Genomic DNA, 24,095 nt, shown 5'->3' on the forward strand with positions numbered 1-24,095 from the left:
GGTCACCGGGCCACGGCCCTGCAGTAGGCCTCGTCGGTGGCCAGGAGGCGGCGATGGGTGTCGTCGGCCGTGACGGCACCGTCGTCCAGGACCAGCACCCGGTCGGCGGCGTCCAGGAGAGCGGGGCTGCTGGTGATCACGACGGTGGTGCGGCCCTTGCGCAGTTTCGCGATGTTACGGGCGATCAGCTGTTCGGTGACAGCGTCGACCGCTGTCGTCGGGTCGTGCAGAACCAGTACGTCGGAATCGGCGGCGAGGGCACGCGCCAGGGACAGCCTCTGGCGCTGCCCCCCGGAGAGGTTCGCGCCGCGGTCACGTACCCCGTGGTCGAGCCCCTCGCGGTGCAGGGCCACGACGTCGGTCAGGAGCGACGCCTCCACGGCCTCGGGAACCATCCGGCTGGTGCCCGACGGGTCGATGTTCGTGCGGAGGCTGCCCGCGAAGATCTCGCCGTCGTACGGGTTCACCAGCATGTGCTCGCGCAGGGCCTCGACGGACAGCTCCGCGATCTCCCGCCCGCCGACCCGCACCGCGCCCTCGTACGCCTGGGGCGGGACGTTCGCCCCCAGGACCGAGGCGAGATCGGCGGCCGCACGCGGCTGGTAGGGGGCGATGGCGACGAACTCTCCGGCGCGCACCCGGAACGTGAGCCCGTGCAGAGACCCGTGGCGCACGCCGTCGACCTCGAGGTCCCCGCCGGTGGCCGGGCTGCCCCGGCCCGGGGCCGTCAGCGGCGGCGCGGCGAGCACCAGCGCCATCCGCTCGGCCGAGGCGCGCGCCATCATCACGTACTTCGGCATCTCCGAGAACATCTTCAGCGGCTCCATCACGAACTGCGCCAGTCCCACGGCCATGACGAGTTCCCCGACGGTGATGCGGCCTCCGTACGCCAGCCAGCCCGCCGTCAGGGTGACGGCGGCGGCGAGGACCGCGTTGAGGGCCAGCGCGGTACCCGCGTACACGCCGTTGACCTTGGCCACCGTGACCGCCTGGCGCCTCGCCTCCGTGCTGACCTTCCGGTAGGACCGGAACGCCGCGTGGTTGCCGCCGAAGCCGTGCAGCGGGCGCAGGCCGGTGATCAGGTCGGCGACCTTGGCGCCCGCCCGGGCCACCCGGGCCTGCTGTTCGCGGGTGCTCGCGCCGATCCGCTTGGACATGACGCTCAGGACCGACAGGATCGCGACCGTCCCCACGACCACCAGCAGACCGAGCCGGAGGTCGGCCAGGCCCAGCGCGACCGAGGCGACGACCACCGCGACCAGCGAGCTGACCAGCAGCGGCACCACCTCCACGATGTCGGCCGTCTGGTCGGCGTCCTCCGTGGCGATGGTCAGTACCTCGCCGGACCTCAGGCCGACGTCCCTGGCCACCGGCTGGAGGCCGCAGGCCGCCACCCGCACCCGCCAGCGGTGTGCCTCGGTCGTGTTGGCCTTCTGCAGGACACGCATCCCGAACCGCCACGACAGCGAGACGGTCGTGATGATCACGGCCAGTGCGGCGATCGACAGGCCGAGCGAGCCGGGGCTCCGGTCCCGCATCGTGTGCTCGACGATCAGGCCGAGCGCGATCGGGAAGGCGGTCTCGCCCGCCTGGTACAGGCCCATGAGGACGGTGCCGCGGACCACCGCGCCTGCGTTGCGGCGCAGGGCGGTCCGGAGGATGTCGGCGCCCGGGCGGGGGCGGCGCACGTCAGGTGTTGTCATCAAGGTGGCGGGCAATCGCTTCCGGGGTTCGAAGGGTGAGCAGATCACGGATCGTGATCACAGGACCGTACTCCCGGCGGAGCAGCCCGATCAGCCGCACCGCCAGCATGGAGTGCCCGCCCAGGGAGACGAAGTCGCTCACCGCGCTGACCTCGTCGTCGTCCAGGTCCAGCGCCTCGGCGAAGAACGCGCAGACCAGTGTCTCGGTCTCCGTCTCCGGCGCGCGCTCGCCTCCCGTGGTCAGCACGCCGAGCGGCTTGGCCTCCGGCAGGGCCTTGGTGTCGGCCTTCCCGTTCACGGTCAGCGGGATGGCGTCGACCTGGGCGTAGTGCGTGGGGCGCAGGAAGTCCGGCAGTCCTGCGCCGGCCTCGGCGGCGACCGCGGCCAGGTCGGAGCCGCTCAGCACGAGGTAGGCGGCCAGCCGGTAGGCGCCGTCGACCTGCGGGTCGGGCTGCGCGACCGCGGCGACGAACCGCACCGCCGGGTGAGCCGCGAACACGGCCTCGACCTCGCCCGGTTCGACCCGATGGCCCCGGATCTTGACCTGCTGGTCGGTCCGGCCGAGGTACATCAGATTCCCGTCGGGTCGTCGGGAGACCAGGTCCCCGGTGCGGTACATGCGCTCGCCGGGTTCGCCGAAGGGGCACGCGACGAACCGGTCCGCGGTCTGGGCGGGCTGCCCGAGATACCCGCGCGCGATACCGATGCCCGACACGTACAGCTCACCCGGCACTCCGTCCGGCAGCGGCCGCAGCCAGGGGTCCAGAACGTACACGTCGGTGTTGTCGATCGCCACGCCCACCACCGGGTCCTGGCACTCGAAGGTGCCGACGCCCAGGGTGTTGATGGTGTACTCGGTGGGTCCGTACAGGTTGTAGCCGGCCGTCCCCTCGGTCTCCGCGAGCCGCTGCCACAGGGTGGGGGTGACGGCCTCCCCGCCCAGCAGCACCAGCGCCGGGCGCCGCGCGGGATCGTCGAGCAGGCCCTCGGCGACCAGTTGCTGTGCGTAGGTCGGGGTCACGTTGATGACGTCGATCCCGTGCTCCGCGCAGTACTCGACCAGCCGGGGCGCGTCACGCCGCAGTTCCTCGTCGCAGATGTGCACCTCGTGGCCGTCGGCGAGCCACAGCAGCTCTTCCCAGGACATGTCGAACGCGAACGACACGGTGTGCGCGATCCGGAAGGTCCGGTGCCCGTGCTCGGCGAGCACCGGTTCGAAGATGCGGCGCTGATGGTTGATCAGCATGTTGGTCAGCCCTGCGTACTCGGTCACCACGCCCTTGGGCTTCCCGGTCGATCCGGAGGTGTAGATCGTGTACGCGGGGTGCCGCAGGCGGTCCGGGTCGTCCGGCGCGAACGTCACGTACGGCTCCGAGTCGGGCAGGGGCCGGTCGAGTTCGATCAGGTCACCGGTCAGCCGTGACGACACGGCACCGACCGTGAGGATCACATCCGGGCGTGCGGCGTCGACGATCGCGGCGATCCGTTCGTCCGGGTGGTCGAGCTCCAGCGGCACGTAGGCCGCTCCGGTCCGCAGTACGGCGAAGAGTGCCACGATCGAGTCGAGGGAGCGCGGGACGGCGAGGCCCACCGTCGTCTCCGGGCCGATGCCCCGCCGGACGAGCACCCCGGCCACCGCGCGGCTGCGGTCGCGGAGTTGGGCGAAGGTCATGGCCGAACCGTGGGCGACGAGGGCGACCCGTTGCGGATCCCGGCCCGCCGCCCGGTCGAACCGGTCGACGACGGTGTCCGTGCCGATGTCGGTGCGTCCGGCGGGCTCGGGTTCGGGGCCGGGGCCGCGCAGCGCGCCGATCGGTCCGGTCTGCCGCGCCAGGTCGTCCAGCAGGCGTACGTAGTCGTCGAGGAGACGCCGGGCTCTCCCGGTGTCCTCGTCCCGGTGCTCCAGTTTGACCGTGAGCCGCTCCCCGGGTGTGACGACCCAGGTGAACGGATAGTGCGTCGAGTCGTCGGCCTTCACCGACGTGATGCCGTGCCGGGCGTTCATCGCGGCGAACGCGTCCATGTCCAGGAAGTTCTGGAGCACGAACAGGTTGTCGAACAGGTTCCCGTGCCCACTGGCCCGCTGGATCTCCCCGAGCCCCAGGTGCTCGTGCTCCATCGCCTCGACCCTGGCCGCCTGGACGCCCGAGAGGTACTGCTCGACCGTGTCCTGGGGCCGTGCCCGTGTCCACAGGGGAACGGTGTTGAGGAGCACGCCCACGATGCCGGAGAGCCCCTCGCCCTCGCGGCCGGAGACGGTGACGCCGAACACCGCGTCGCTCCGGCCCGTGTGCGCGCCGAGCAGGAGGCCGAACGCCCCGGTCAGCACCGTGTTCAGCGTGACGCCGTACGTCTTCGCCGTCTCCCGGAGGAGGTCCGACTCCCCGTCGGACAAGGTGTGTACGAGGGCGCGCGGCAGGGTGTCCGGGAGGGACGGGTCCGGGCCTGCGAGGAGCGTCGGACCGGTCAGTCCGGCCAGGTGCTCCGCCCAGAAGCGCTCCGAGACCTCGGGGTCCCGGGCGGCGAGGGCCCGGGCGTGGTCCTCGAAGCTCGGCGCTGCCGGGGCCGAGTCCGGTTCCTCGCCCGCGAGGACCGCCTGGTAGGCGTCGAACAGGTCCCGCAGCAGGATCTCCCGGGACCAACCGTCCCACAGCAGCAGGTGGTAGCTCAGCAGCAGGCCGTCGCGCCCGCCGGGCAGACGTACGACCGTCATCCGGATCAGCGGCGGCTCGCCGGGGTCGAATCCCGTGTCGCGGTCCCGCGCACACAGGGCTTCGACGTCCGCGTCCGTCAGCAGCTCGGCCGTACGGACGTCGACACGCCGGCCCGCGGCGAGTACCTGGACGGGGTCGCCGTCGTCGTCGGTGGTGAAGCCGGCGCCCACGCCGGGGTGCCGCGCGATGACGTGCGCCATCGCCTCGGACAGCGCGTCGGTGTCCAGGCGCCGGTCGAAGCCGAAGTAGCTCTGCGCGACGTAGTGTCCGGCCGGGCCGGCCATCTGGGCCTGGAAGAAGAGGCCTCGTTGGAGCGGGGTGACCGGTGCCGTGCGCTCGGCCGTGGCGGAGGCGTCCGCGAGGCGTTCGAGTGCGTCGAGCCAGTGCCCGGTCAGCTCGTCGGGAATGCCGTCGGCAAGGGTGAAGGCCGCGTGCAGGCTTCCGCTCGCCTCGTCGGTCCAGGCGTTGACCTCGACGGCGTACGGGCTGCCCTGGTCTCCGCCGGTGATGTGCGGTACCTGGGACTCGCTCCCCCGGCCGAGGTAGTTGAACAGCACCTGGGGGCGGGCCCTCAGCAACGGGGCCGTCTGCGGGTTGAGATACCGGAGCTGGCCGTAGGCGACGTGTCCGTACGCGTCGGGCTGGCGTTCGGCCACCTCGCGGGCCGCCGCCACGGGGTCGGTGTGCGCGGTCAGCCGTACGGGGGCGATGGAGGTGAACCAGCCGACCGTGCGGGTGTAGTCGTGGTGTTCCAGCGCCGGTACCCGGCCGTGCCGTTCCAGGTCGACCGCGAGGTCGGTGGGCGTCGGCTGTACGTGTGTCAGCGCGGTCCGGAGCGCGCCGCACAGCAACTCGGTCAGGCCCACGCCGAGCGCGGCGGGCGCGGTGCGCGTCACCCGGTCGCTCGCCCCGGGCGCGAGGACGACCGTCGTGTGCCGCAACCGTTCGGCGGCGGGCAGCAGCGGGGGCGCCTGGAGCGTGGTGATCCAGTGGCCCAGACCGCCGGTGACCCGGGCGGACCCGGCGCTCAGGGCTTCGGCGTACTCGGCGTAGGGGGTGGTCGGCGGTGGCAGCGTCTGCCCGCGCATGACGGTGGCCAGGTCGTCCAGCAGGACCAGCCAGGACACGGCGTCGACGGCGAGGTGGTGGACGGTGACCACCAGGGTCCGGCTCGGTTCCAGCCAGGAGAACGCGATGACCTCACCGGCCTCGGGATCGAGGCGCCCGGCGGCCTCCTCCGCCGCCGCCGTCGCGTCCGCGGTGTCCGTCCGGACGACGGTGATGTCGCGGGCGGGCTCGGTACGCAGCGCCCACACGCCGTGCTCCACGTGGAGCCGCAGTCTGAGCGCCGGGTGGGCGGCCACGACCGCGTTCGCCGCGGCCTCGGCGTCGGCGAACCCGGTGCCTTCGGTCGCCACCACCGTCCTGGCCTGGGCGAACCGGGCGAGTGAGCCACCCAGTTCCCGCTGGCGCAGGATGACCGGTGTGGGTGTCAGCGGACCGTCCGCTCGGAGGGCGGGGGCGGGTACCACGGCCGGCTGTGTATGCGTTTTGAGGTGCTCGGCGAGCGCGCGGGGTGTCCTGAGGAGGAACACGTCCCGTGGCGCGATCGACAGGCCGAGCGCCCTCGCACGGTTGATCACGGTGATGGCGACGATGCTGTCGCCCCCGGCGGAGAAGAAGTCGGTATCCCCGTCCACGGCCAGGGAGCCGGGCAGCGTCTCCGCGAAGATCTGCACCAGCGCGGCGAGCGCGGAACCGGTCGCGGCGGGCGCGGAGCCGCTCGCGGCCACCCCGGGGGCATCCTCCGCGGCGCGTTCGGTCAGGGCCTTCCGGTCCAGCTTGCCGTTGACCGTCAGCGGCAGGGCGTCGGCCCGGAGGACCCGGCCCGGAACCATGTGCGCGGGCAGCTTCGCGGACAGGCGGCCGGTGAGGTCGCCCGGCACCTCACCCACCACGTGCGCGACCAGGTGGTCACCGCTGCCGGCCACGGTGACGGCCACGTCGACCACTCCGTCCAGCGCCCTGACGGCGGCCTCCACCTCGCCGAGCTCGATACGGAAACCGTTGAGCTGCACCTGGTCGTCGGCGCGCCCGGCGAACTCCAGCTCCCCGTCGAGGATGCGGCGGGCCAGGTCGCCCGTGTGGTACATCCGGGAGCCGTCGTCCGCGAAGGGGTTCGCCACGAACCGGCCCGCCGTCAGACCCGGTCTGCCCAGGTAGCCGAGCGACACCTGGTCACCGGCCACGTAGATGGCACCCACCCTGCCCGGCGGCACGGGGCGGAGCCGGTCGTCGAGGAGGTAGGCGGTTAGCCCGGGGACCGGGCCGCCGATGGGGCTGACGTCCGCCTCGAAGTCCTCGTCGGTGAGCACCCGGTGGGTGACGTGGACCGTGGTCTCGGTGATGCCGTACATGTTGACCAGCTCGGGCGAGCCGGTGCCGTGCCGCTCCACCCAGCCGCGCAGCCGCGCGGGATCGAGCGCTTCGCCGCCGAAGATGATCCGGCGCAGGGCGGGCAGGGGCTCGGCCGCATGCCGGTCCGCCTCGACGAACCGGTAGAAGGCCGAGGGGGTCTGGTTGAGCACGGTCACTCCGCGCTCTCGGACCAGCCGGTGGAAGTCCACCGGGGAGCGGGTGAGCCCGTGATCGGGCACCAGCAGTTCACCGCCGTGCGCGAGCGCGCCCCACAGCTCCCAGACCGCGAAGTCGAAGGAGTACGAGTGGAACTGGACCCACACGTCCTGGGGGCCGAAGTCCATGACGGGCCGGGTGTTCGCGAGCAGCGTCACCACGCTGGAGTGCGGGACGACGACACCCTTGGGTCTGCCGGTCGAGCCGGACGTGTAGATCACGTACGCGGGGTCGTGCCATCCGGCCCGGGCGGTGACGGGCGCGGGCTCCTCCGGTAGCTCCTCCCCCAGCACGATGACGCGGGGCGGCACGCCCGGTCCCCGGCTCAGCAGTTCCGTGAAGCGGTCCCGCCGCTCACGGTCCACGAGGACGGCCTGCGGAGCGGCGTCGGTGACGATGTACTCCAGCCGTTCGTCCGGGTAGGCCAGGTCCAGGGGTACGTACGCGCCGCCCGCGGTGACGATCGCCACCAGGGCGACGACCTGCTCCACGGAGCGCGGGAGGGCCACGGCGACTCGCGTGCCCGGCGCGACACCGGCAGCGCGCAGGGCCGAGGCCAGCGCGTTCTTGGCGCCGGCCAGTTCACCGTACGTCAGGGACCTGGTTTCGCCGTCGAGTGCGCAGTGGGTGACCGCGGTGGCCTCCGGGGCACGGCTCGCGGCCGCGTCGAACAGTTGGCCAAGGGTGGTCGGCGCGATCCGCGCGGGGCGCCGGGACCCTTCGGGCGCCAGCTCGTCGACCAGGGCGTCCGGCCGGGTGAGCAGGCCGGTGAGCGTCGCGGTGAACGTACGAAGGATCGCCTGGACGCTCTCCTCGCGGAGCAGTCCCCTGTCGTGGATCAGGTTGAAGCGGGGGCGCCCGGCGGGTGTGCGTTCCACGACCAGGGTCAGCGGGTAGTGGGGGGCGCCCTCGTTGACGATGCCGGTGATGACCAGCTCGTCGCCGGGACGCCGCAGTGTCCCGATGTCGGTCGCCACGTCGAAGACCACGAGGGTGTCGAACAGGGCGCCGCCGCCGGCCTGGCGGCCGATCCGCGCCAGCGAGCCGTGCTGGTGCGCCAGCACGGCTCCCTGGTGTTCCCGCACGGAGGCGAGCAGGTCGCGGGCCGTGCTGTCCCCGTCCCAACGGGCGCGCAGCGGAATCGTGTTGATGAACAGGCCCACCATGTCCTCGATACCGGGCACCTCGGCGTCGCGGCCGGACACCGTGGAGCCGAAGACCACGTCCCTGCTCCGCAGGATGCCGCCCAGTGTCACGGCCCAGGCGCTGTGCACCGCCACGCTCAGCGGGATGCCCGCCGCCCGTACGGCCGCGTCGATGTCTTCCTCGGGCTCCGCTGTGGCGTCGGCGAAGCGGTCGGAGGGGGTGTGCCCCTCGGCGACCAGGGAGGGGCCGGGGAGGCCGGTGAGCTGGTCGCGCCAGACCCGGTCGCTCTCGTCGTCGTCTGCCGTGGCGATCCGGCGTGCGTGATCGGGGAAGCCGCCGAGCGGGTACCGGGAGCCCGGCGCGTGGTACTCGGCCAGCAGCGCGCGGAGCATGGGCGGCACCGACCAGCCGTCGGCGACGATGTGGTGGACGGTCTGCACCAGCACGTTCCTGCCGGAGCCCGCGCGGATGAGCGTGTACCGCATCAACGGACCGGTGGACAGGCCGAATCCCGCGCGCCGGTCCCGTTCGGCGTGGTCGCGGATCTCGGCGTCGGTGATGCCGGGGCGGTCCAGCGTGGTGAAGGGGACCTCCACCCCGCTCTCCAGGACGGAGACCACCCGGCCGTCGGCGAGGGCCACGAACCGTGCGGCCAGATTCGGGTACAGGGCGAGCAGACGCGTCGCCGCCGATGCCAGCCGGTCCGCGTCCACCTCGCCTTCCAGGGTGAGCAGTTGCTGCTCGACGTAGCTGCCCGCGGCGTCGTCGTCGAAGACCGAGTGGAAGTAGAGGCCCTCCTGCAGCGGGGTCAGGGGCAGGATGTCCCGCAGCGCCGGTCCGTCCAGGGCGTCGACGTCGGCCTGGGTGAGCGGCACGGGGGCGAAGTCGCCGGGAGAGTGACCACCGTGGCCGAGGGCGGCGAGCCCGGTCAGGGCCTCGCGAAGATATGCGCCGATGGTGGCGGTGTCGTCGTCGGTGAACATCCCGTCGGGCCAGGAGAGGGTGGTCACCAGCTCGTACTCGCCGTTCGAGGCGGGTTCGGCGACCGCGTTGAACTCCAGGGCGCGCGGCAGGCGCATCCTCGGGTCGCGCTTCTCGCCCAACTGCCCTGCGGCCCCGGCGAACCGCCAGTCACCGGTGGTGCCCGAGTCGAGGCGGCCGAGATAGTTGAACAGCACCTGCGGTGCCGGGGTGTCGAGGCCGGTGTCGGTGAGGTACCGCAGGACGCCGTAGGAGAGCCCGTTGGCGGGGACCCGGCGGAGGTCGTCCTTCACCGCCTTGAGCGCGGCGGACAGATACGCGGGGGCGGTCGGGTCGATCGCCGCACCGGGGTCCACGACCACCGGGAACAGGGTGGTGAACCAGCCCACTGTCCGGGAGAGGTCCGGCTCGAAGCCGGCGGTCTCCGCCACGAACCGGCCCTCGCGGCCGTGACCCTCCAGTTCGATGTGCGCGAACGACTGGTCCTGCCCGAGGTCGCGGCGCCACCGGGCGAGGGCGACGGCGAGGGCCGTGAGCAGTACGTCGTTGACGCCGGCGTGGAACCTCGCGGGTATCTCCCCCAGCAGCGCGGCCGTGGCCCCGGCGCCCACCGACACCGTCCGGCTCCGTTCCCGGGCGACGGTGTCGGTCTCGGCCAGCGGCCGCCTGCCCAGCGGTCCGTCCGGGCCCGGGAGGGAGCGCCGGAAGGCAGCGCGGTCCCGTTCGAAATCGGCACCCGCCAGCAGCTGCGTCCAGCGCCGGAACGAGGTGCCCACCGGGGGCAGCTCGACGGGCCTGCCTGAGGTGAACTGCCGCCATGCGGTGGCCAGGTCCTCCATGAGGATCCGCCAGGACACGCCGTCGACGACCACGTGGTGGACGGCCACGACCAGTTGCCGTGCCTCGCGGCGCCAGACGGCGCTCAGCATCGCACCGTGGTCCGGGCCGAGCCCCTCCGCCGCGAGCGCCGCACAGGCGTCCGCCGGCAGGTCGCTCTCCCGCCATCCCACGACGGCTCCGTCCGCCTCCGGGATGTCGAATCCCCAGCGGTCGCCGCGCACCAGTCGGGCGCGCAGCATGTCGTGGCGCCGGGCCACGGCGGTGAGGATCGTGTCGAGGGCGCCGGGGGTGAGGCCCGCGGGGGTGTTCAGCACGACCGACTGGACGAAGCCGTCGATCGCGTCCGTCGTCCGGCCGAGCCACTGCACGACGGGTGAACCGACGACGGAGCCGGTCGCCTCGTCCCCGTCCTCCGCGCGGAAGACGTCCTCACCGCTCACGACCGCCGCCAGCGCGCCCACGACGCTGTGGGTGAAGATCTGCCCGGCCGTGACGTGGAGACCGGCGGCGCGCAGGGCACGCAGCAGCGAGATCGCCAGGATGCTGTCCCCTCCGAGCCGGAAGAAGTCCTGGTCGACGCCGACCTCGTCGAGACCCAGGACCGACGCGACCGCCGCGCACACCAGACGCTCGCTGACGGTGACGGGCGCCACGACCGAGCCGGTCGCTGTGACGGGGTCCGGCAACGCGGCCCGGTCGACCTTGCCGTTCGCGGTGAGCGGGAACGCCTCCAGGACGACGACATGGGCGGGCACCATGTACTCCACCATGTGCTCTTCGGCCCACGCCCTGACCTCGTCGGCGTGCAGCTCCTCGCCGCCGGTGGAAGCGATGACGTAGGCCACCAGATAGGTGCCGCCCGCCGTGTTCTTCTTCGCGACGACGCAGGTGTGCCGTACGGAAGGATGTTCCGCGAGGCCCAGTTCGACATCCTCGATCTCCAGCCGCATGCCGCGGATCTTGATCTGGTTGTCGGCCCGGCCGAGGAAGTCCAGCGAACCGTCCGGGGCGAAGCGCGCGAGGTCACCGGTGCGGTACAGCCGGGATCCGTCCGAGGCGAAGGGGTTCGCGACGAAGCGGGACGCGGTCAGGCCGGGCGCGTTGACGTACCCGCGTCCCAGCAAAAGTCCTCCGGCGTACAGCTCGCCGCCGACCCCGACCGGGACCGGGCGCAGCTCGTCGTCGAGCACGTACAGCTGGGTGTTGGGGTTCGCCTTGCCGATCGATGTCGACAGGCGCTCGGCCGCGCCGCGGTAGATGACGTGCGAGACGCCGATCGTCGTCTCGGCCGGGCCGTACCCGTGGTACATGGGGATGCCGAGCCGGGTACGGAAACGCTCGTAGAGCTCCGGGGTCAGCACCTCGCCGCCGCACCACACGTGCCGCAGGCTGTCCAGCTGCCCGGAGCCGCCTTCCATCTCCAGCAGCACGTCGAGCATGGACGACACCAGATAGGTGAAGGTGACGCGCTGTTCGGACAGCACACTCAGCAGATGGTGGGGATCGCGTTCGCCGCCGGGCCGCAGGACCACGAGTCTGGCGCCGCACACCAGGGGCAGGAAGATCTCGTTGATGGAGATGTCGAAGGACAGTGGCGCCTTGAAGAGTGACGCGTCGTCGTGGCCGAAGCCCAGGATCTCCCTGGACTGCCACAGCAGACGTTCGCTGATCGCCTCGTGGCGGATCATGGCCCCCTTGGGCCGGCCTGTGGAACCGGACGTGAAGATGACGTACGCCAGAGCGGCCCCGGGGACGGTGACCTCGGGCCCCTGGGCGGGACCGGATCCGAAGCGCCAGGCCCCGATGGAGACGGCCACGGCCGCGGGTTCGCCCGCCGGGGACTCACCGGAGTCGTTGAGCTGCAGCACGACCCGGGCGTCCTCGATGACGACGGCCCGGCGCTCGGCCGGCCACTGCGGGTCGAGCGGCACGAACGCGCACCCGGCCTGGAGCACGCCGAGCAGGCCGATCACCATGTCGGCCGAGCGGCCCAGCGAGATGCCGACGACCTGCTCGGCGGTGAGCCCGCGTCCGATCAGATGGTGGGCCAGCCGGCCCGAGAGCTCGGCCGTCTCACGGTACGTCAGTGACCGGTGCTCGTCGACGATCGCGACGGCGTCCGGCCTGGCCCGTGCCTGCTCGCGGAACATCTCGACGACGGTCGGGCGGATCCGGTCGGCCTCGGTGTCGTTCCACTCGGTCAGGGCCTTGATCCTCGCCGCCGGGCCGAAGGGGCCGATGGTGCCGAGGGGCCGGTCCGGGAAGTCGGCCAGGTCGTCCAGCGCGAGCTGTGCGTCGCCGGGCGCGACGCCTGCGGGGACGTGGATGCTCCGGCCGTCGGCGCCCACCTCCCAGCCGACGGGTGCGGAACCCCCGTTGTCGACCCACCGGAGGACGTCGGGGAAGAGGGTGCCCGGGGTGAGATCGATGCCGTCGGGGCTGCGGCCCGTCGCCCAGTACGACAGACCGATGGCGCAGGCCTCGGTGATGGTCCTGTCGGAATGGTCACCGGTTCGCCGGCGTACGCCGTCCAGGCTCGTCGGGGAGAGCGACACGGGGCGAGCTGTGGGATCCGTCATCGAAGACCCATCGTCCTTCCAGCGTATGAAAGTGGGACCAACTCAACTCAGGGATGGTTCAACTGCCTTCGCGCCAGGCCCGCCACAGTCGTGCGTACCGTCCGCCCAGGGCCACGAGCTCCTCATGGGTCCCCTGCTCCACCACGCGCCCCTCGTCCAGCACGGCGATCCGGTCCGCGGCCATCGCCTGGGTCAGCCGGTGCGCCACGTACAGCGTGGTCCTGCCCGCGCAGGCGGCCCGTACGGACCTCTCCAGCTCGGCGGCACCCTCGCTGCCCGCCTCCGCGGTCGACTCGTCGAGCACGACGACCGGTGCCCGGTTCAGCACCAGCCGGGCCAGGGCGATCTGGGCGACCTTCGTGACGTCCAGGCGCTCGCCGCCCTCGCCGACCGTGGTGTCCAGCCCGTCGGGGAGGGCGGAGACCCAGGGTTCGGCGCCGACGGTGCGCAGGGCGTTCATCAGCTCCCCGTCGGTCGCTCGGGGGGCGGCCAGCCGCAGGTCCTCCGCGAGCGGGCCGGAGAACACGTGCGTCTCCTGCGTCAGAATGCTGACCAGGGCGCGCGCTCCCGCCTCGTCCATACCGGAGAGGTCGTGCGTCCCGACGCGCACCGAACCGGCCTGCGGGCTCCCGATGCCGGCGATCAGGGCGGCGAGGGTCGACTTGCCCGCTCCTGTGGCCCCCACCAGGGCGAGGGAGCCACCTGCCGGGATCGTCAGGCTGACGTCCCGCAGGACCGGCTCCTCGGCACCGGGATAGGTGAAGGTCAGTCCCTCCACCGTCACCGGGTGATCAGCGGCGTCCGCCGACGCCACGGAGGCATCGCCCACCAGCCGGTCCTCGGTGGACTCCCCCAGCACCCCGACCAGCCTGGTGAGGCTCGCGCCCGACTTCTGCGCCTCGTCGAACGTGAACATGATGGCGCCCAGGGGCGTGAACAGCCGGTGGAACATAAGCGGCGCCGCCGACACCTCGCCCAGGCTCGCGGCGTCGGCCTCCAGGAGGGCGTACCCCACCACGAGGATCAGGACCAGCCCGATGAACTCGGCACGGTTCTCCCGGCCGACGAACCGGCCGAAGATCCGGAAGACGTCGATGCCGAGGTCCCGTACGCGCCAGGACTTGACGGTGACCTGCTCGCGGAAGGCACCCTCGAGGCGGTACGCCCGTACGGTGTCGATCCCGTTCAGTCCGCTGATCAGCGCCTGCGCACGGTCGGCCTGCGCCGCTCGCTGCTGCTGGTACAGCGGGGCGGACCGGGGCAGATACCAGCGCAGCGCCAGCGCGTACGCGGGCAGCGCGCCTGCGCCCGCCAGGCCGAGCCTCCAGTCGAGCCCGAACATCCCGACCGTGGCGATGGCGACCAGCACGCCGGCCGAGAACACCGTGGGGACGGCCGTACGGATGCCCCTGGACAGCACGGCGACGTCGTCGCCGACCCGGGACAGCACGTCGCCCCGGCCGACCTGCTCGATCCGTGCGCTGGGCATCCCCAGTACCGCCCGCACGGCGGCTTCCCGCAGCCGCGCGAGGAGGTCCGCGCCCAGCCGCCCGATCAGATAGGTCGAGACGGCGGTGACCGCCGCGCCGAGCAGCGCGGCGGCTCCCATGAGGACCCCGATCGTGACCAGGACCGAGCGTCCGTCGCCCTCGACCACGCCGTCGACCACCCGGCCGAGCAGGAGCACCGGGAGCACCTGGAGCGCCGCCCCGGCCACCGTGGTGAGCACGGTGGCGGCCGTCAGCCACGGCACTTCTCGGCAGCGCGCGGCGACCCAGCGGGTGGACTCGCCCCCGGCCGCCGTGCGCAGGGTGGCCGCCGGGGTGACGCGAGTGGTGGTGGCGCTCACCCCGGCACCGGTCCGGGGCGCCGACGGGGCCGGGCGGCGTGTGTCACCGGCCGGCCGACTTGACGAGCTCGTCGATCGCGTACGGCAGGGAGAGCAGGGTGCCCTGGGAGAGAGCCGCACCGACCGCCGGGCCCTCGCTGTCCAGGAGGTAGGAGACCTTGCCGTCCTTGACCGCGGACAGGTTGTTGAACAGCTCGAACTTCTTCAGCGCTTCCGTGTCCGCCTTGTCGTTGATGACGAAGATGCGGTCGACGTCGATCAGGTCGACGCGCTCGGGCGAGAGTTCGGTGGAGAACTGGCCGCCGGCGACCTCGTCGATCTGGGTCGCGCCCTTGTAGCCGATTCCCGTCAGCAGCCGTCCGCGTACGTCGGTGGTGGTGAAGGCCGAGATCGAGTCCTTGTACCAGGACACCGCGACGGCGGTCTCCTTCCCGAACTCCGGGTTCGCCTCACGCGCGGCGTCGAGCTTGTCCTGGATGCCCTTGACCAGCTCGGTGCCCTCGTCCTCCTTGCCGAGCGCCTTGGCGATGTGGACCGCGTTGTCCTGCCACGGAGCGCTGAACAGATCCTTCTCGCCCTTGGTGCGGCCCACGGTGGGAGCGATCTTGGAGAGCTTGCCGTAGGCGGCCTCGTCGATCTCGGAGTAGACGGCGATGATCAGGTCGGGCCGAAGAGCCGCGATCTTCTCGTAGTTGGGGCCCGCGTCGCCGTTCTTCATGACGACCTCGGGGCGGGCGTCGCCCCACTTGTCCTTCACCCAGGGCCACTGGGTGTTGATGTCGGGGGACTCGCCCGCCGGGTTCGGGTACTGGTCGACCATGCCCACCGGCTTGATGCCGAAGGCCAGGACCGCCTGGTCGTCCGTGTAGCCGACGGTGACCACCCGCTCAGGAGCCTTGTCGATCTTCGTGGACCCGAACGCGTGCTCCACCGTCACCGGGAACGCACCGCCGGCGGCGGCCGGAGCCTTGTCGCTCGTCCCTTCCTCCGAGTCGGAACCGCATGCCGCGAGGAGGCCGACGCCGAGCGTCACGGCGGTGAGGGTCGCCGCCAGCCGCCGCCATGGCTTCCGAAACGTCGATCTGTGGAAGAGCATCCGAGAATCCCCTGCTTTCGCGCTGTCCGCTTCACCCCGTACAAGGGCAGGCAAACCTTATCCATACGAGGTGAGGTTAGCCTAGCCTAACTGACGTATTTCCTTGGCGGGAACCTCAGTTGAGCTGCACGTGCGTGCGACCGATGGGCACGATGAGCGGGCGGTCCCCCACCGGGTCGTCGATCACCTTGGCCCGCAGCCCGAACGCCTCCCGCAGCAGATCCGCCGTGATCACGTCACGCGGGTGACCCTGCGCCAGGATCGCCCCGTCCCGCATGACGACCAGATTGTCGCTGTAACGGGTGGCCAGATTGAGGTCGTGCAGCACCATGACCACCGTACGGCCCGACTCGTGGAGGTCGTCCACCAGATCGAGCACGTCGATCGCGTGGGCGAGGTCCAGGTACGTGGTCGGCTCGTCCAGCAGGAGCAGGTCGGTGCCCTGAGCCAGCGTCATCGATATCCACACGCGCTGGCGCTGCCCGCCGGACAGCGAGTCGACGGGGCGGTCGGCCAGTTCGGAGACACCGGTCATGGCCAGCGCGCGCTCCACGACGGAGGCGTCGTCGGACGACCACTGCCGCAGCCAGCTCTGGTGCGGGTGGCGCCCCCTGGCCACCAGGTCGGCCACCGTGAGCCCTTCCGGCGCGACCGGGGCCTGCGGCAGAAGACCGAGCTTCTTCGCGACGTCCCTGGTCCTGAGCTTGGCGATGTCCTCGCCGTCCAGCACGACCGCACCCGCTGTCGGCTTGAGCAGCCGCGTGAGGGTGCGCAACAGGGTCGACTTCCCGCAGCCGTTGGGGCCGATGATCGTGGTGATCAGTCCGGGCGGGACCGTCACGTCGAGCCCGTCGATGACGGTCCGGCCGCCGTAGCCGACCGTGATGCTCCTCGCCGCCAGCCGCGGGACGTCGCCGACCGCCGAATCGGTCCTCGTCATGTGCTCAGTACCCACAGGTCCCCCCGTTGCCCGGTTCGTCCGGTCGTGTTCGTCGGTCATCTGAGGTTCGCCCGCACCAGCAGATATACAAGGAAGGGCCCGCCGATCGCGGCCGTGACCACGCCGACCGGGAGGGTGACCGGCAGCGCCGAGCGGGCGGCCAGGTCCGAGCCGATGAGCAGCAACGCGCCCACCAGGCCGGAGGCGACCAGTGGAGGTGTCGGGCATCTGGTCAGGCGCATGGCGACCTGCGGCGCCACCAGGGCCACGAAGGGGACCGGGCCGGCGGCGCTCACCGCGGCGGCGGCCAGCAGCACGGCGCACAGGAGCAGGACCGCCCGCACCCTCGAGAAGCGGACGCCGAGCCCCGCGGCGACCTCGTCGCCGAGGTGCATGGGCTTGAACTGGAACGCGGCGGCCGCGACGACCGTCAGGAGGACGAGCGTGCACCAGAAGACCACCCGGATTTCGTCCCATGACCGGTTGTCCAGCGACCCGACCAGCCACGCCTGTGCCCGCGCCACGTCCCTGATGTCCGCCGCGGTCAAAAGCCAGGTGGTGATCGCCTCCGTCATGGCGGTCACCGAGATGCCGATGAGGATGAGCCGGAAGCCGTCGATCCCGCGCCGCCACGCCAGGAAGTAGACCAGCAGCCCCGTGCAGAGGCCGCCCGCCAGCGCCGCCGCCGACAGGCCCACGGTGCTCACGACCGCGGCGGCGGTCCCTCCCGACACGGTCACCAGGAACACCGCGACGGCACTGGCTCCCCCGGTGATCCCCAGAATGTCGGGGCTGGCCAGTGGGTTACGGGCCACGGACTGTGTAATGGCGCCGGACACCCCCAGAGCGATTCCCACGAGGAGCCCCGCCAGGGCGCGCGGCATCCGCAGGTCCATGATCACGAACTCGTCCACCTGCTCGCCCCGGCCCAGGATCGTGGCGATCACCCGGGAGAGGCCTATGGGGAAGTCGCCGATCCCGATGGACAGACAGAACACCAGGAAGGTGACCGCCGCCAGCAGCAGGGTGACGCTCACCATCCAGGGCCGCCAGACGAACGACACCTGGCCGAGCCGCACGCCGGGCGTCACCCGCCGCTCCACATCGGTCCCGTTCATGTGCTCCTGAACTTTCCTCGCCACACGAGAACCGCGAAGAACGGGGCGCCGAGAAGGGCCACGACGATACCCGCGTCCAACTCGCCCGGCCGCACCACCACGCGTCCCACGATGTCGCAGACCAGAAGGACCACCGCTCCGAGGAGACCCGCGTACGGCACCAGCCAGCGATAGTCCGGCCCGGTCAGATACCGGGCGACGTGGGCCACCATCAGCCCGAGAAAGGCGATGGGGCCGCATGCCGCCGTCGCCGCTCCCGCGAGCAGGGTGATGGCGACGATGCCGACGGTCCTGCTCAGCGCGATGTTCACGCCCAGCCCCCGCGCCACGTCGTCCCCCAGGTTGAGCAGGTTGAGGGAGGGCAGCGTGGTCAGGGCCAGCACCACGCCGACCGCGACGAACGCCGCGACCGGCCAGATCACTTCGAAGCCGACGCCGGCCACGGAGCCCGCGTTCCAGAACCGCAGCGCGTTCAGCGACTTCAGGTCCGACAGCGCGACCGCCGTGGTCATCGCCGCGAGGAACACCGTGACCCCCTGGCCCGCCAGCGCGAGCGTCAGCGGATTGCCGGCCCCCCGGCCGATACCGGACAGCCCGAACACGACGACACCGGCGACCGCCGCGCCGAGGAAGGCGAACCAGACGTACTGGAACGGGTCGGCGAAGCCGAAGACGGCGATCACGGTCACCACGGCGAACGAGGCCCCGGAGTTCACGCCCAGCAACCCCGTGTCCGCGATCGGGTTGCGGGTGTACCCCTGGATCAGCGCCCCGCCGATGCCCAGCGCGACGCCGGCGACGATCGCGAGCACCGTCCGGGGGACCCGCACGGTGCGCACGATGAGCCTGATCTCGGTGAGGCGCTGGTCGGGGTCGGGCGCGGCGAACAGCCCGTGCCACACCTCCGCGGGGCTCAGCGACCGCGCCCCGACGGCCAGCGACGCGGCGAACCCGATCACGAGGATCGCCACCAGAGCGGCCAAGCCCACCACCCGTCTTCGGCGGGCCTCTGTCGTGCCCCTGGGAGCGGGCCGCTCCACTGCAGTCGTGCTCATGGCGACGTACGATATCCCTTTGATCTACGCGGTACGCGTGGGCAGTTGGGCGCCCGGCGCGGGCCGGGAGGTGAATGCGTGCGGTCTAGCGGGTGGTGCCCCCGGCAGCCTCCGCGACCAGCCGGGCCTCGTCGGGTGCTTCCTTGACGCCCCGGCCGAGCAGCGAGTCCAGGATCTCGCCGACCCGTATCGCCGTGTTGGAGAGCAGGGCCGACGTGATGCCGTGCGTGTGCTCGGTGCCACCCTGCAGATAGATGCCGCAGTTCAGGCCGGGACCGGTCGCGATGCGGTAGTCGCGCTCGACGCGGACACGCCCGTCCGCGTCCAGGAGGCAGCGGTCCGCGACCTCGCCGAGCAGGCCGAGGGGATCGACGGGGCTGTAGCCCGTGGCGAACACCACGACATCGGCGTCCAGGACGGTCTCCTCGCCTGTGACGAGGGACTTCACCGTGGCACGGACCGTGTCCGTCCCCTCCTCGACGGCGGCGAGCCGGGAGACGTTGAGGAAGCGCAGCCGCTCGGTGCCGAGGACCTTCTCCTGGTACGTCTTCCGGTACAGGTCGTCGATCAGGTCGATGTCCACCACGGAGTAGTTGGTGTTGCCGTGGTAGTCCATCAGTCTGCGCTTGACGCTCCCGGGTGCGGCGAAGTAGTCGTCGACGGCCCCGGGGTCGAAGATCCGGTTGGCGAACGCGCTGTCGTCGGCGGGGCTGTAGCCGTAGCGCGAGAAGACCGCGCAGACCTCGGCCTCCGGGAAGCGGCGGTGCAGGTAGGCCACGTTCTCGGCCGCGCTCTGCCCGGCGCCCACGACGACGAACCGGGAGGGCGAGGTGCCCTTCAGGCCGTCCACCTTCGCCAGCAGGTCGGAGTTGTGCCAGACACGGTCACCGCGCTCCACCCCTTCGGGCATGAGCGGCCGCAGCCCGGTCCCGATGACCACGTTGCGGGCCCGGTGGGCCACGAGCTCCCCGGCCGAGCGGACCGTCACGTCAAGGTACTCCACGGTGCCGTCGCCCACGACGGGCGTGACGCCGACGACCTCATGGCCGTAGGAGACCATGGCGTCGACCTTGGCCGCGGCCCACTCGAAGTAGTCGTGGAACTCGACCCGGAGGGGGAAGAGGTTCTTGTGGTTGATGAAGTCGACGAGCCGGCCCCTGCTCTTGAGGTAGCAGAGAAAGCTGTACTCGCTGGCCGGGTTCCGGAGCGTCACCAGGTCCTTGAGGAAGGACACCTGCATGGTCGCGTCGTCGATCAGCATTCCGCGGTGCCAGCCGAAGCGCGGCTGCTGCTCGAAGAAGCGGGCGGTGACCGGCTCGTGCGCGCCCGTCCCCGCGTTGTGCTCGCCGACGGCGATCGCCATCGCCACGTTGGACGGTCCGAAACCGATGCCGATGAGGTCGTGGACCTGTGGTGCGCCGCCAGGCCGAACCTGTGACATGTCACTCCCATCGTGCGGGGAAACCGCCCGAAGGCGCGGGGTGCCGAGGGCCGGGCACACCGGACGGAGCGGCCCGCTGCAATTTAGGTGAGCCTAAGCTCATCTTCCGGAGCTGTCGATAGCGCGCGGCATGGGACCGGGCGCCGGCCCCTCAACGAACGTCCCATGAGGCCCCGTTGCTCAGCAGGTGAGCCTCGCTCCGCCGGGTTGCCGTAGCGGCCCTGGGGTACGGCTTGGACCGGGCGCTCGCCGGCGTCGGGCGTTCCCCTCTCAGGACTTCGACTCGATCCGCCCTATGGGATCGGCGCTCTCCGCCAGAGCCTTCCGCACCGCCTCCCAGCTCGCGTGCTCGACGTCGAGCGCGTGACGGAGGTAGGCCCAGGTGACCCGCTGGATCAAGGACACGCGTCCCGGGTCCTCGTCCGTCGTCTCCCTGGCCTCGTACCCGGTGATCCCGCCGAGCGAGTGCTCACCCCCGAACAGGGTGAGCAGGCTCTTCTCCCCCGGGCTCAGGAAGTAGGGATCGGCAAGCCACTCCGGCCCCCTGACGGACAGGGGGAGGTCATCCTGATCGCCCGCGACCACCAGGGTCGGCGTGATCATGTTCGCGAAGCTCGGATTCATGAACGGGAAGTGCTCGGCCGCGTACGGCGTCAGGTCGGCGCCGCCCTTCCCTGCGGTGGCGAGGAGCACCCCCGCTCCGATCCGCGCGTCGGACAGGTCCTCCTCCTGCTTGCTCACCGGGTCGAGGACGCGCAGGCCCAGCAGGTTGCCCGCCGTCTGGCCGCCGAACGAGTGGCCCGCCGCGGCGATCCGGCTGCGGTCGAGGCGGCCGCCGAGGCCGGGTACGGCGGCCTCCAGCACGTCGAGTCCGTCGAGGACGCGCTTCATGTCCTCGACACGGAAGCGCCAGAGCCGCGGTATACGGGGATCGTCCTGGGACAAGCCGACCGTCCTGGAATCGAGGTGGGTGGGCTGGATCACCACGAAGCCGTGAGCGGCCCAGAAGTCGGTCAAGGGGCCGTAGCCGTCGAGTGACGAACCGAAGCCGTGGGCGAAGACGATGACCGGCAGTGCGCTGCCGGTCGCCGGCGCCGAGACCCTCACCCGCAGGTCTTCACCCCGCCCCGGCGCTTCCAGCACCACCGGCTTCACGGAGATGACGGGTGTGGACGCGTCGGCGGTCGTCGCCATGTCTGAAGCAGCCATGGAATGGTCTTCCTTCGATCGGATCTGCCATCATGGAAAACGGGACAACGTCCCGGATAAAACATACGGGACACTGTCCCGTTTAGCGAGCGACAGCGGAGGAGCGAGTGTGGTGGGCGGCAGCCAGCAGGGCACCGGTGGTGCGTCCAAGCCGAAGCGGGCGGACGCGCGGCGCAACGAGGGGGTCCTGCTCGACGCGGCCGCGTCGGTCTTCGTCACCTCGGGCGTGGAGGCGCCGATCCGCGACATCGCCGCCCAGGCAGGCGTGGGGACAGCCACGATCTACCGCCACTTCCCCACGCGGGCGGACCTCATCGTCGCCGTCTACCGCCACCAGGTCGAGGCGCTCGCCGAGGCCGGCCCCTCCCTCCTCGCCACCGGCCCGTCCCCGTACGACGCGCTCGGGCGGTGGATCGACCTCTTCGTAGATTTCGTGGTCACGAAGCAGGGACTGGCCACCGTGCTGCAGTCCGACGACCCCTGCTTCGACCCCCTGCACTCCTACTTCGTCGAGCGGCTCGTACCCGTGTGCGGCCAACTGCTCGCGGCAGCGGCCGCTTCGGGTGAGATCCGTCCGGGCATGGACGCCTACTCCCTCATGCGTGGCGTCGGGGGTCTCTGCGCGGGCGCCGGAGGCAACCGCGGCTACGACGCACGTCAACTGGTCGGGCTCCTGGTGGCGGGGCTGCGACAAGCGGTCTGACACGCCGGAACCCGCAGGGACGGATCCTCTTCGACACCTGGTATCGGATTCGCCGACAGAATAGGAGGCACATCCGCCGCCGTCCGTCAGCAGGAGTCCACCGTGTCCATCCGCCGCGTCGTGCCGGACATCCGTTCAGAGGCCATGGAGGAGAGCCGGGGGTTCTACGGACTCCTGGGGTTCGAGGAGGTCATGAACCTGGGGTGGGTCATGACGCTCGCCTCTCCTTCGAACCCCACGGCACAGATCACCTTCATGAGCCACGACAAGGCGGCACCGGTGGTGCCCGACGTGAGCGTGGAGGTGGACGACGTGGACGCGGCCTACGCGGTGATGCGGGCGAACGGCGCCGAGATCGTGCATCCCCTCCAGGACGAGGAGTGGGGTGTGCGCCGGTTCTTCGTCCGTGACCCCAACGGCCGCGTCGTCAACGTCGTGGGCCACCGGTGATCCGGCCGCCGGACGCCACGTAGCCCGCCCGGCCATGCGCCGTTCGTGCGAAAGAGGCCGACGGCTCGCGCGTCCGGAGCGGTAGGAGGAGGACTTCTCCACCGGATGCGCGACTGTTGCGGGACGGAGCGCGCCGAACCTGCCGCTCCGGGTCCCCGCACGTCCGGAGGTGTCGCGTGACCGGCCTTCAGCTGTCGGTCGTCGTGCCCTGCTTCAACGAGGCCGAGGGCATCGGTGCCTTCCACGCGGCGCTGATCGGCGTCCTGGAAGGGCTCGAGGAGACCTTCGAGATCTGTTACGTGGACGACGGCAGCAAGGACCGCACACGGCTGCTGCTCAACGCGTTCGCCGCCCAGGACGAGAGGACCCGTTACACGGCGTTCAGCCGGAACTTCGGCAAGGAGGCCGCCATGCTCGCGGGGCTCCGCATGTCGCGGGGCGCCGCCGTGGTGATCATGGACGCCGATCTCCAGCACCCTCCCGAGCTCATCCCCCGGATGCTCGAACTGCACCGGCACGGTTACGACCAGGTCATCCCGCGTCGCGACCGCTCGGGCGAGGGCATGGTGCGCAGCACGCTCAGCCACGCCTACTACGCGGTCGTGCGCCGCTGTGTGGACGTGGAGCTCCTCGACGGGACCGGGGACTTCCGGCTGCTGTCGCGGCGGGCGGTGGAGAGTGTCCTGTCCATGCCGGAGAGCAACCGTTTCTCGAAGGGGATCTTCTCCTGGATCGGCTTCGACACCGTCAGCTTCCGCTACCGGAACAGCGAACGCGTGGCAGGCCGCTCGAAGTGGGGCAGCCGGCGGCTGCTGAACTACGGCATCGACGGACTCCTGTCCTTCAACAACCGCCCGCTCCGTCTGGCCATCTACACCGGCTTCTGGGTCTTCCTCTCGGCTTTGGCCTACGCGGTGTGGACGGTGGTGACCGTGGTGCTGCACGGCGCGGACACACCGGGCTATGCCACGCTGCTCACGGCGGTGGTGGCCCTCAGCGGCATCCAGCTGGTGACCCTCGGAGTCATCGGCGAGTACGTGGGGCGCATCTACCACGAGGCCAAACACCGGCCGCCCTATGTGGTGCGTGAGACCGACGAGAGCTGTCCGGCGCCGTCGGACCGCACTCCGCCCGCCATGACCGCGACCGACTCCCCCCGGGGCCGCACCGCACGCCAGTTCGCCAGTTTCGTCCTGGTGGGATGCGTGAACACAGCTGTCTACCTGGGTGTCTACGCCGTCCTGAACCGATGGATCCCCTACCTGGTCGCCCATGTCCTCGGATACGCGGTCAGCATCGTGTGCTCGTTCCTGCTCAACTCCTACGTCACCTGCCGTACGAAGCCGACATGGCGCGCCTTCGTGCGCTATCCCGTGTCGAGCCTGGTGAACCTCGTCGCTTCGGGCGCTCTGCTCTACGGGGCGGTCAGCGGCCTCGGTATGGACAAGAACCTGGCCGCGCTCGTCGCCGGTGTCCTCGTCACCCCGGTCTCCTTCCTGCTGGCCCGGTGGGCGATCATGTCGGGCCGCCGCGAGGCCCCCGCTCCGGCCGGCCGGTCCGCCCAGCAGCCCGAGCCGCCCGTGGGCGCGCCGGTCCCCGACCTCCCCCTCCGCGCCTCCGAGGACCGGTGATCGCGG

The 24,095-nt window shown here is 71.3% G+C and carries 12 protein-coding genes; 3 read left to right on the forward strand and 9 right to left on the reverse strand.

Translation table 11 applies throughout. The features are described from left to right. Positions 1–2 precede the first annotated feature (2 nt). From ACIP63_RS19915 to ACIP63_RS19955, 9 genes are all read right to left on the reverse strand, one after another. On the reverse strand, positions 3–1,703 hold the full coding sequence (locus ACIP63_RS19915) for an ABC transporter ATP-binding protein (RefSeq protein ID WP_401517254.1): 1,701 nt from the start codon (positions 1,701–1,703) through the stop codon (positions 3–5). After that, positions 1,690–12,597: an amino acid adenylation domain-containing protein gene (locus ACIP63_RS19920; protein ID WP_401517255.1), complete on the reverse strand. Its 10,908-nt coding sequence runs from the start codon at positions 12,595–12,597 to the stop codon at positions 1,690–1,692. The genes ACIP63_RS19915 and ACIP63_RS19920 overlap by 14 nt, the downstream gene beginning before the upstream one ends. Before the next feature lie 58 nt (positions 12,598–12,655). Beyond that, positions 12,656–14,446, reverse strand: coding sequence for an ABC transporter ATP-binding protein (locus tag ACIP63_RS19925; protein ID WP_401517257.1), 1,791 nt, complete (start codon positions 14,444–14,446; stop codon positions 12,656–12,658). Positions 14,447–14,489: 43 nt separating this feature from the next. Continuing rightward, positions 14,490–15,542, reverse strand: coding sequence for an iron-siderophore ABC transporter substrate-binding protein (locus ACIP63_RS19930; RefSeq protein ID WP_401517259.1), 1,053 nt, complete (start codon positions 15,540–15,542; stop codon positions 14,490–14,492). Positions 15,543–15,657: 115 nt separating this feature from the next. After that, the gene (locus tag ACIP63_RS19935; protein ID WP_401517261.1) at positions 15,658–16,482 is read right to left on the reverse strand and encodes an ABC transporter ATP-binding protein; all 825 of its coding nucleotides are present in this window, start codon (positions 16,480–16,482) and stop codon (positions 15,658–15,660) included. Positions 16,483–16,538: 56 nt separating this feature from the next. Next, a complete protein-coding gene (locus ACIP63_RS19940) occupies positions 16,539–17,600 on the reverse strand; it encodes a FecCD family ABC transporter permease (protein WP_401517263.1) in 1,062 nt (353 codons plus the stop codon). Then, positions 17,597–18,655 carry a FecCD family ABC transporter permease gene (locus ACIP63_RS19945; RefSeq protein WP_401517265.1) on the reverse strand — a complete coding sequence of 353 codons (1,059 nt, stop codon included), beginning with the start codon at positions 18,653–18,655 and terminating at the stop codon, positions 17,597–17,599. The genes ACIP63_RS19940 and ACIP63_RS19945 overlap by 4 nt, the downstream gene beginning before the upstream one ends. Before the next feature lie 85 nt (positions 18,656–18,740). After that, a complete protein-coding gene (locus tag ACIP63_RS19950; protein WP_401517267.1) occupies positions 18,741–20,096 on the reverse strand; it encodes a lysine N(6)-hydroxylase/L-ornithine N(5)-oxygenase family protein in 1,356 nt (451 codons plus the stop codon). 270 nt (positions 20,097–20,366) lie between these two features. Then, entirely contained in the window at positions 20,367–21,305 is a 939-nt protein-coding gene (locus ACIP63_RS19955) for an alpha/beta hydrolase family protein (protein WP_401517268.1), read from the reverse strand. Between the two features lie 112 nt (positions 21,306–21,417). Between ACIP63_RS19955 and ACIP63_RS19960 the strand changes: the two genes are divergently transcribed. The 3 genes from ACIP63_RS19960 to ACIP63_RS19970 all read left to right on the forward strand — a co-directional run bounded on the left by ACIP63_RS19960 (position 21,418) and on the right by ACIP63_RS19970 (position 24,089). Then, positions 21,418–22,008 carry a TetR/AcrR family transcriptional regulator gene (locus ACIP63_RS19960; protein WP_401517270.1) on the forward strand — a complete coding sequence of 197 codons (591 nt, stop codon included), beginning with the start codon at positions 21,418–21,420 and terminating at the stop codon, positions 22,006–22,008. A 102-nt stretch (positions 22,009–22,110) separates the two neighbouring features. Continuing rightward, entirely contained in the window at positions 22,111–22,458 is a 348-nt protein-coding gene (locus ACIP63_RS19965; RefSeq protein ID WP_401517272.1) for a VOC family protein, read from the forward strand. Between the two features lie 176 nt (positions 22,459–22,634). Next, positions 22,635–24,089, forward strand: coding sequence for a glycosyltransferase (locus tag ACIP63_RS19970; RefSeq protein WP_401517273.1), 1,455 nt, complete (start codon positions 22,635–22,637; stop codon positions 24,087–24,089). The last annotated feature ends 6 nt before the right edge of the window (positions 24,090–24,095 follow it).

Origin of the sequence: Streptomyces sp. NPDC088746, from assembly GCF_044751065.1 — a bacterium.
Classification (GTDB): domain Bacteria; phylum Actinomycetota; class Actinomycetes; order Streptomycetales; family Streptomycetaceae; genus Streptomyces.

Coding starts and splice junctions, on each gene's coding strand:
- ACIP63_RS19915 (WP_401517254.1), bottom strand. CDS start 1,703: ATGACAACACCTGACGTGCGCCGCCCCCGCCCGGGCGCCGACATCCTC.
- ACIP63_RS19920 (WP_401517255.1), bottom strand. CDS start 12,597: ATGACGGATCCCACAGCTCGCCCCGTGTCGCTCTCCCCGACGAGCCTG.
- ACIP63_RS19930 (WP_401517259.1), bottom strand. CDS start 15,542: ATGCTCTTCCACAGATCGACGTTTCGGAAGCCATGGCGGCGGCTGGCG.
- ACIP63_RS19935 (WP_401517261.1), bottom strand. CDS start 16,482: ATGACGAGGACCGATTCGGCGGTCGGCGACGTCCCGCGGCTGGCGGCG.
- ACIP63_RS19940 (WP_401517263.1), bottom strand. CDS start 17,600: ATGAACGGGACCGATGTGGAGCGGCGGGTGACGCCCGGCGTGCGGCTC.
- ACIP63_RS19945 (WP_401517265.1), bottom strand. CDS start 18,655: ATGAGCACGACTGCAGTGGAGCGGCCCGCTCCCAGGGGCACGACAGAG.
- ACIP63_RS19950 (WP_401517267.1), bottom strand. CDS start 20,096: ATGTCACAGGTTCGGCCTGGCGGCGCACCACAGGTCCACGACCTCATC.
- ACIP63_RS19955 (WP_401517268.1), bottom strand. CDS start 21,305: ATGGCTGCTTCAGACATGGCGACGACCGCCGACGCGTCCACACCCGTC.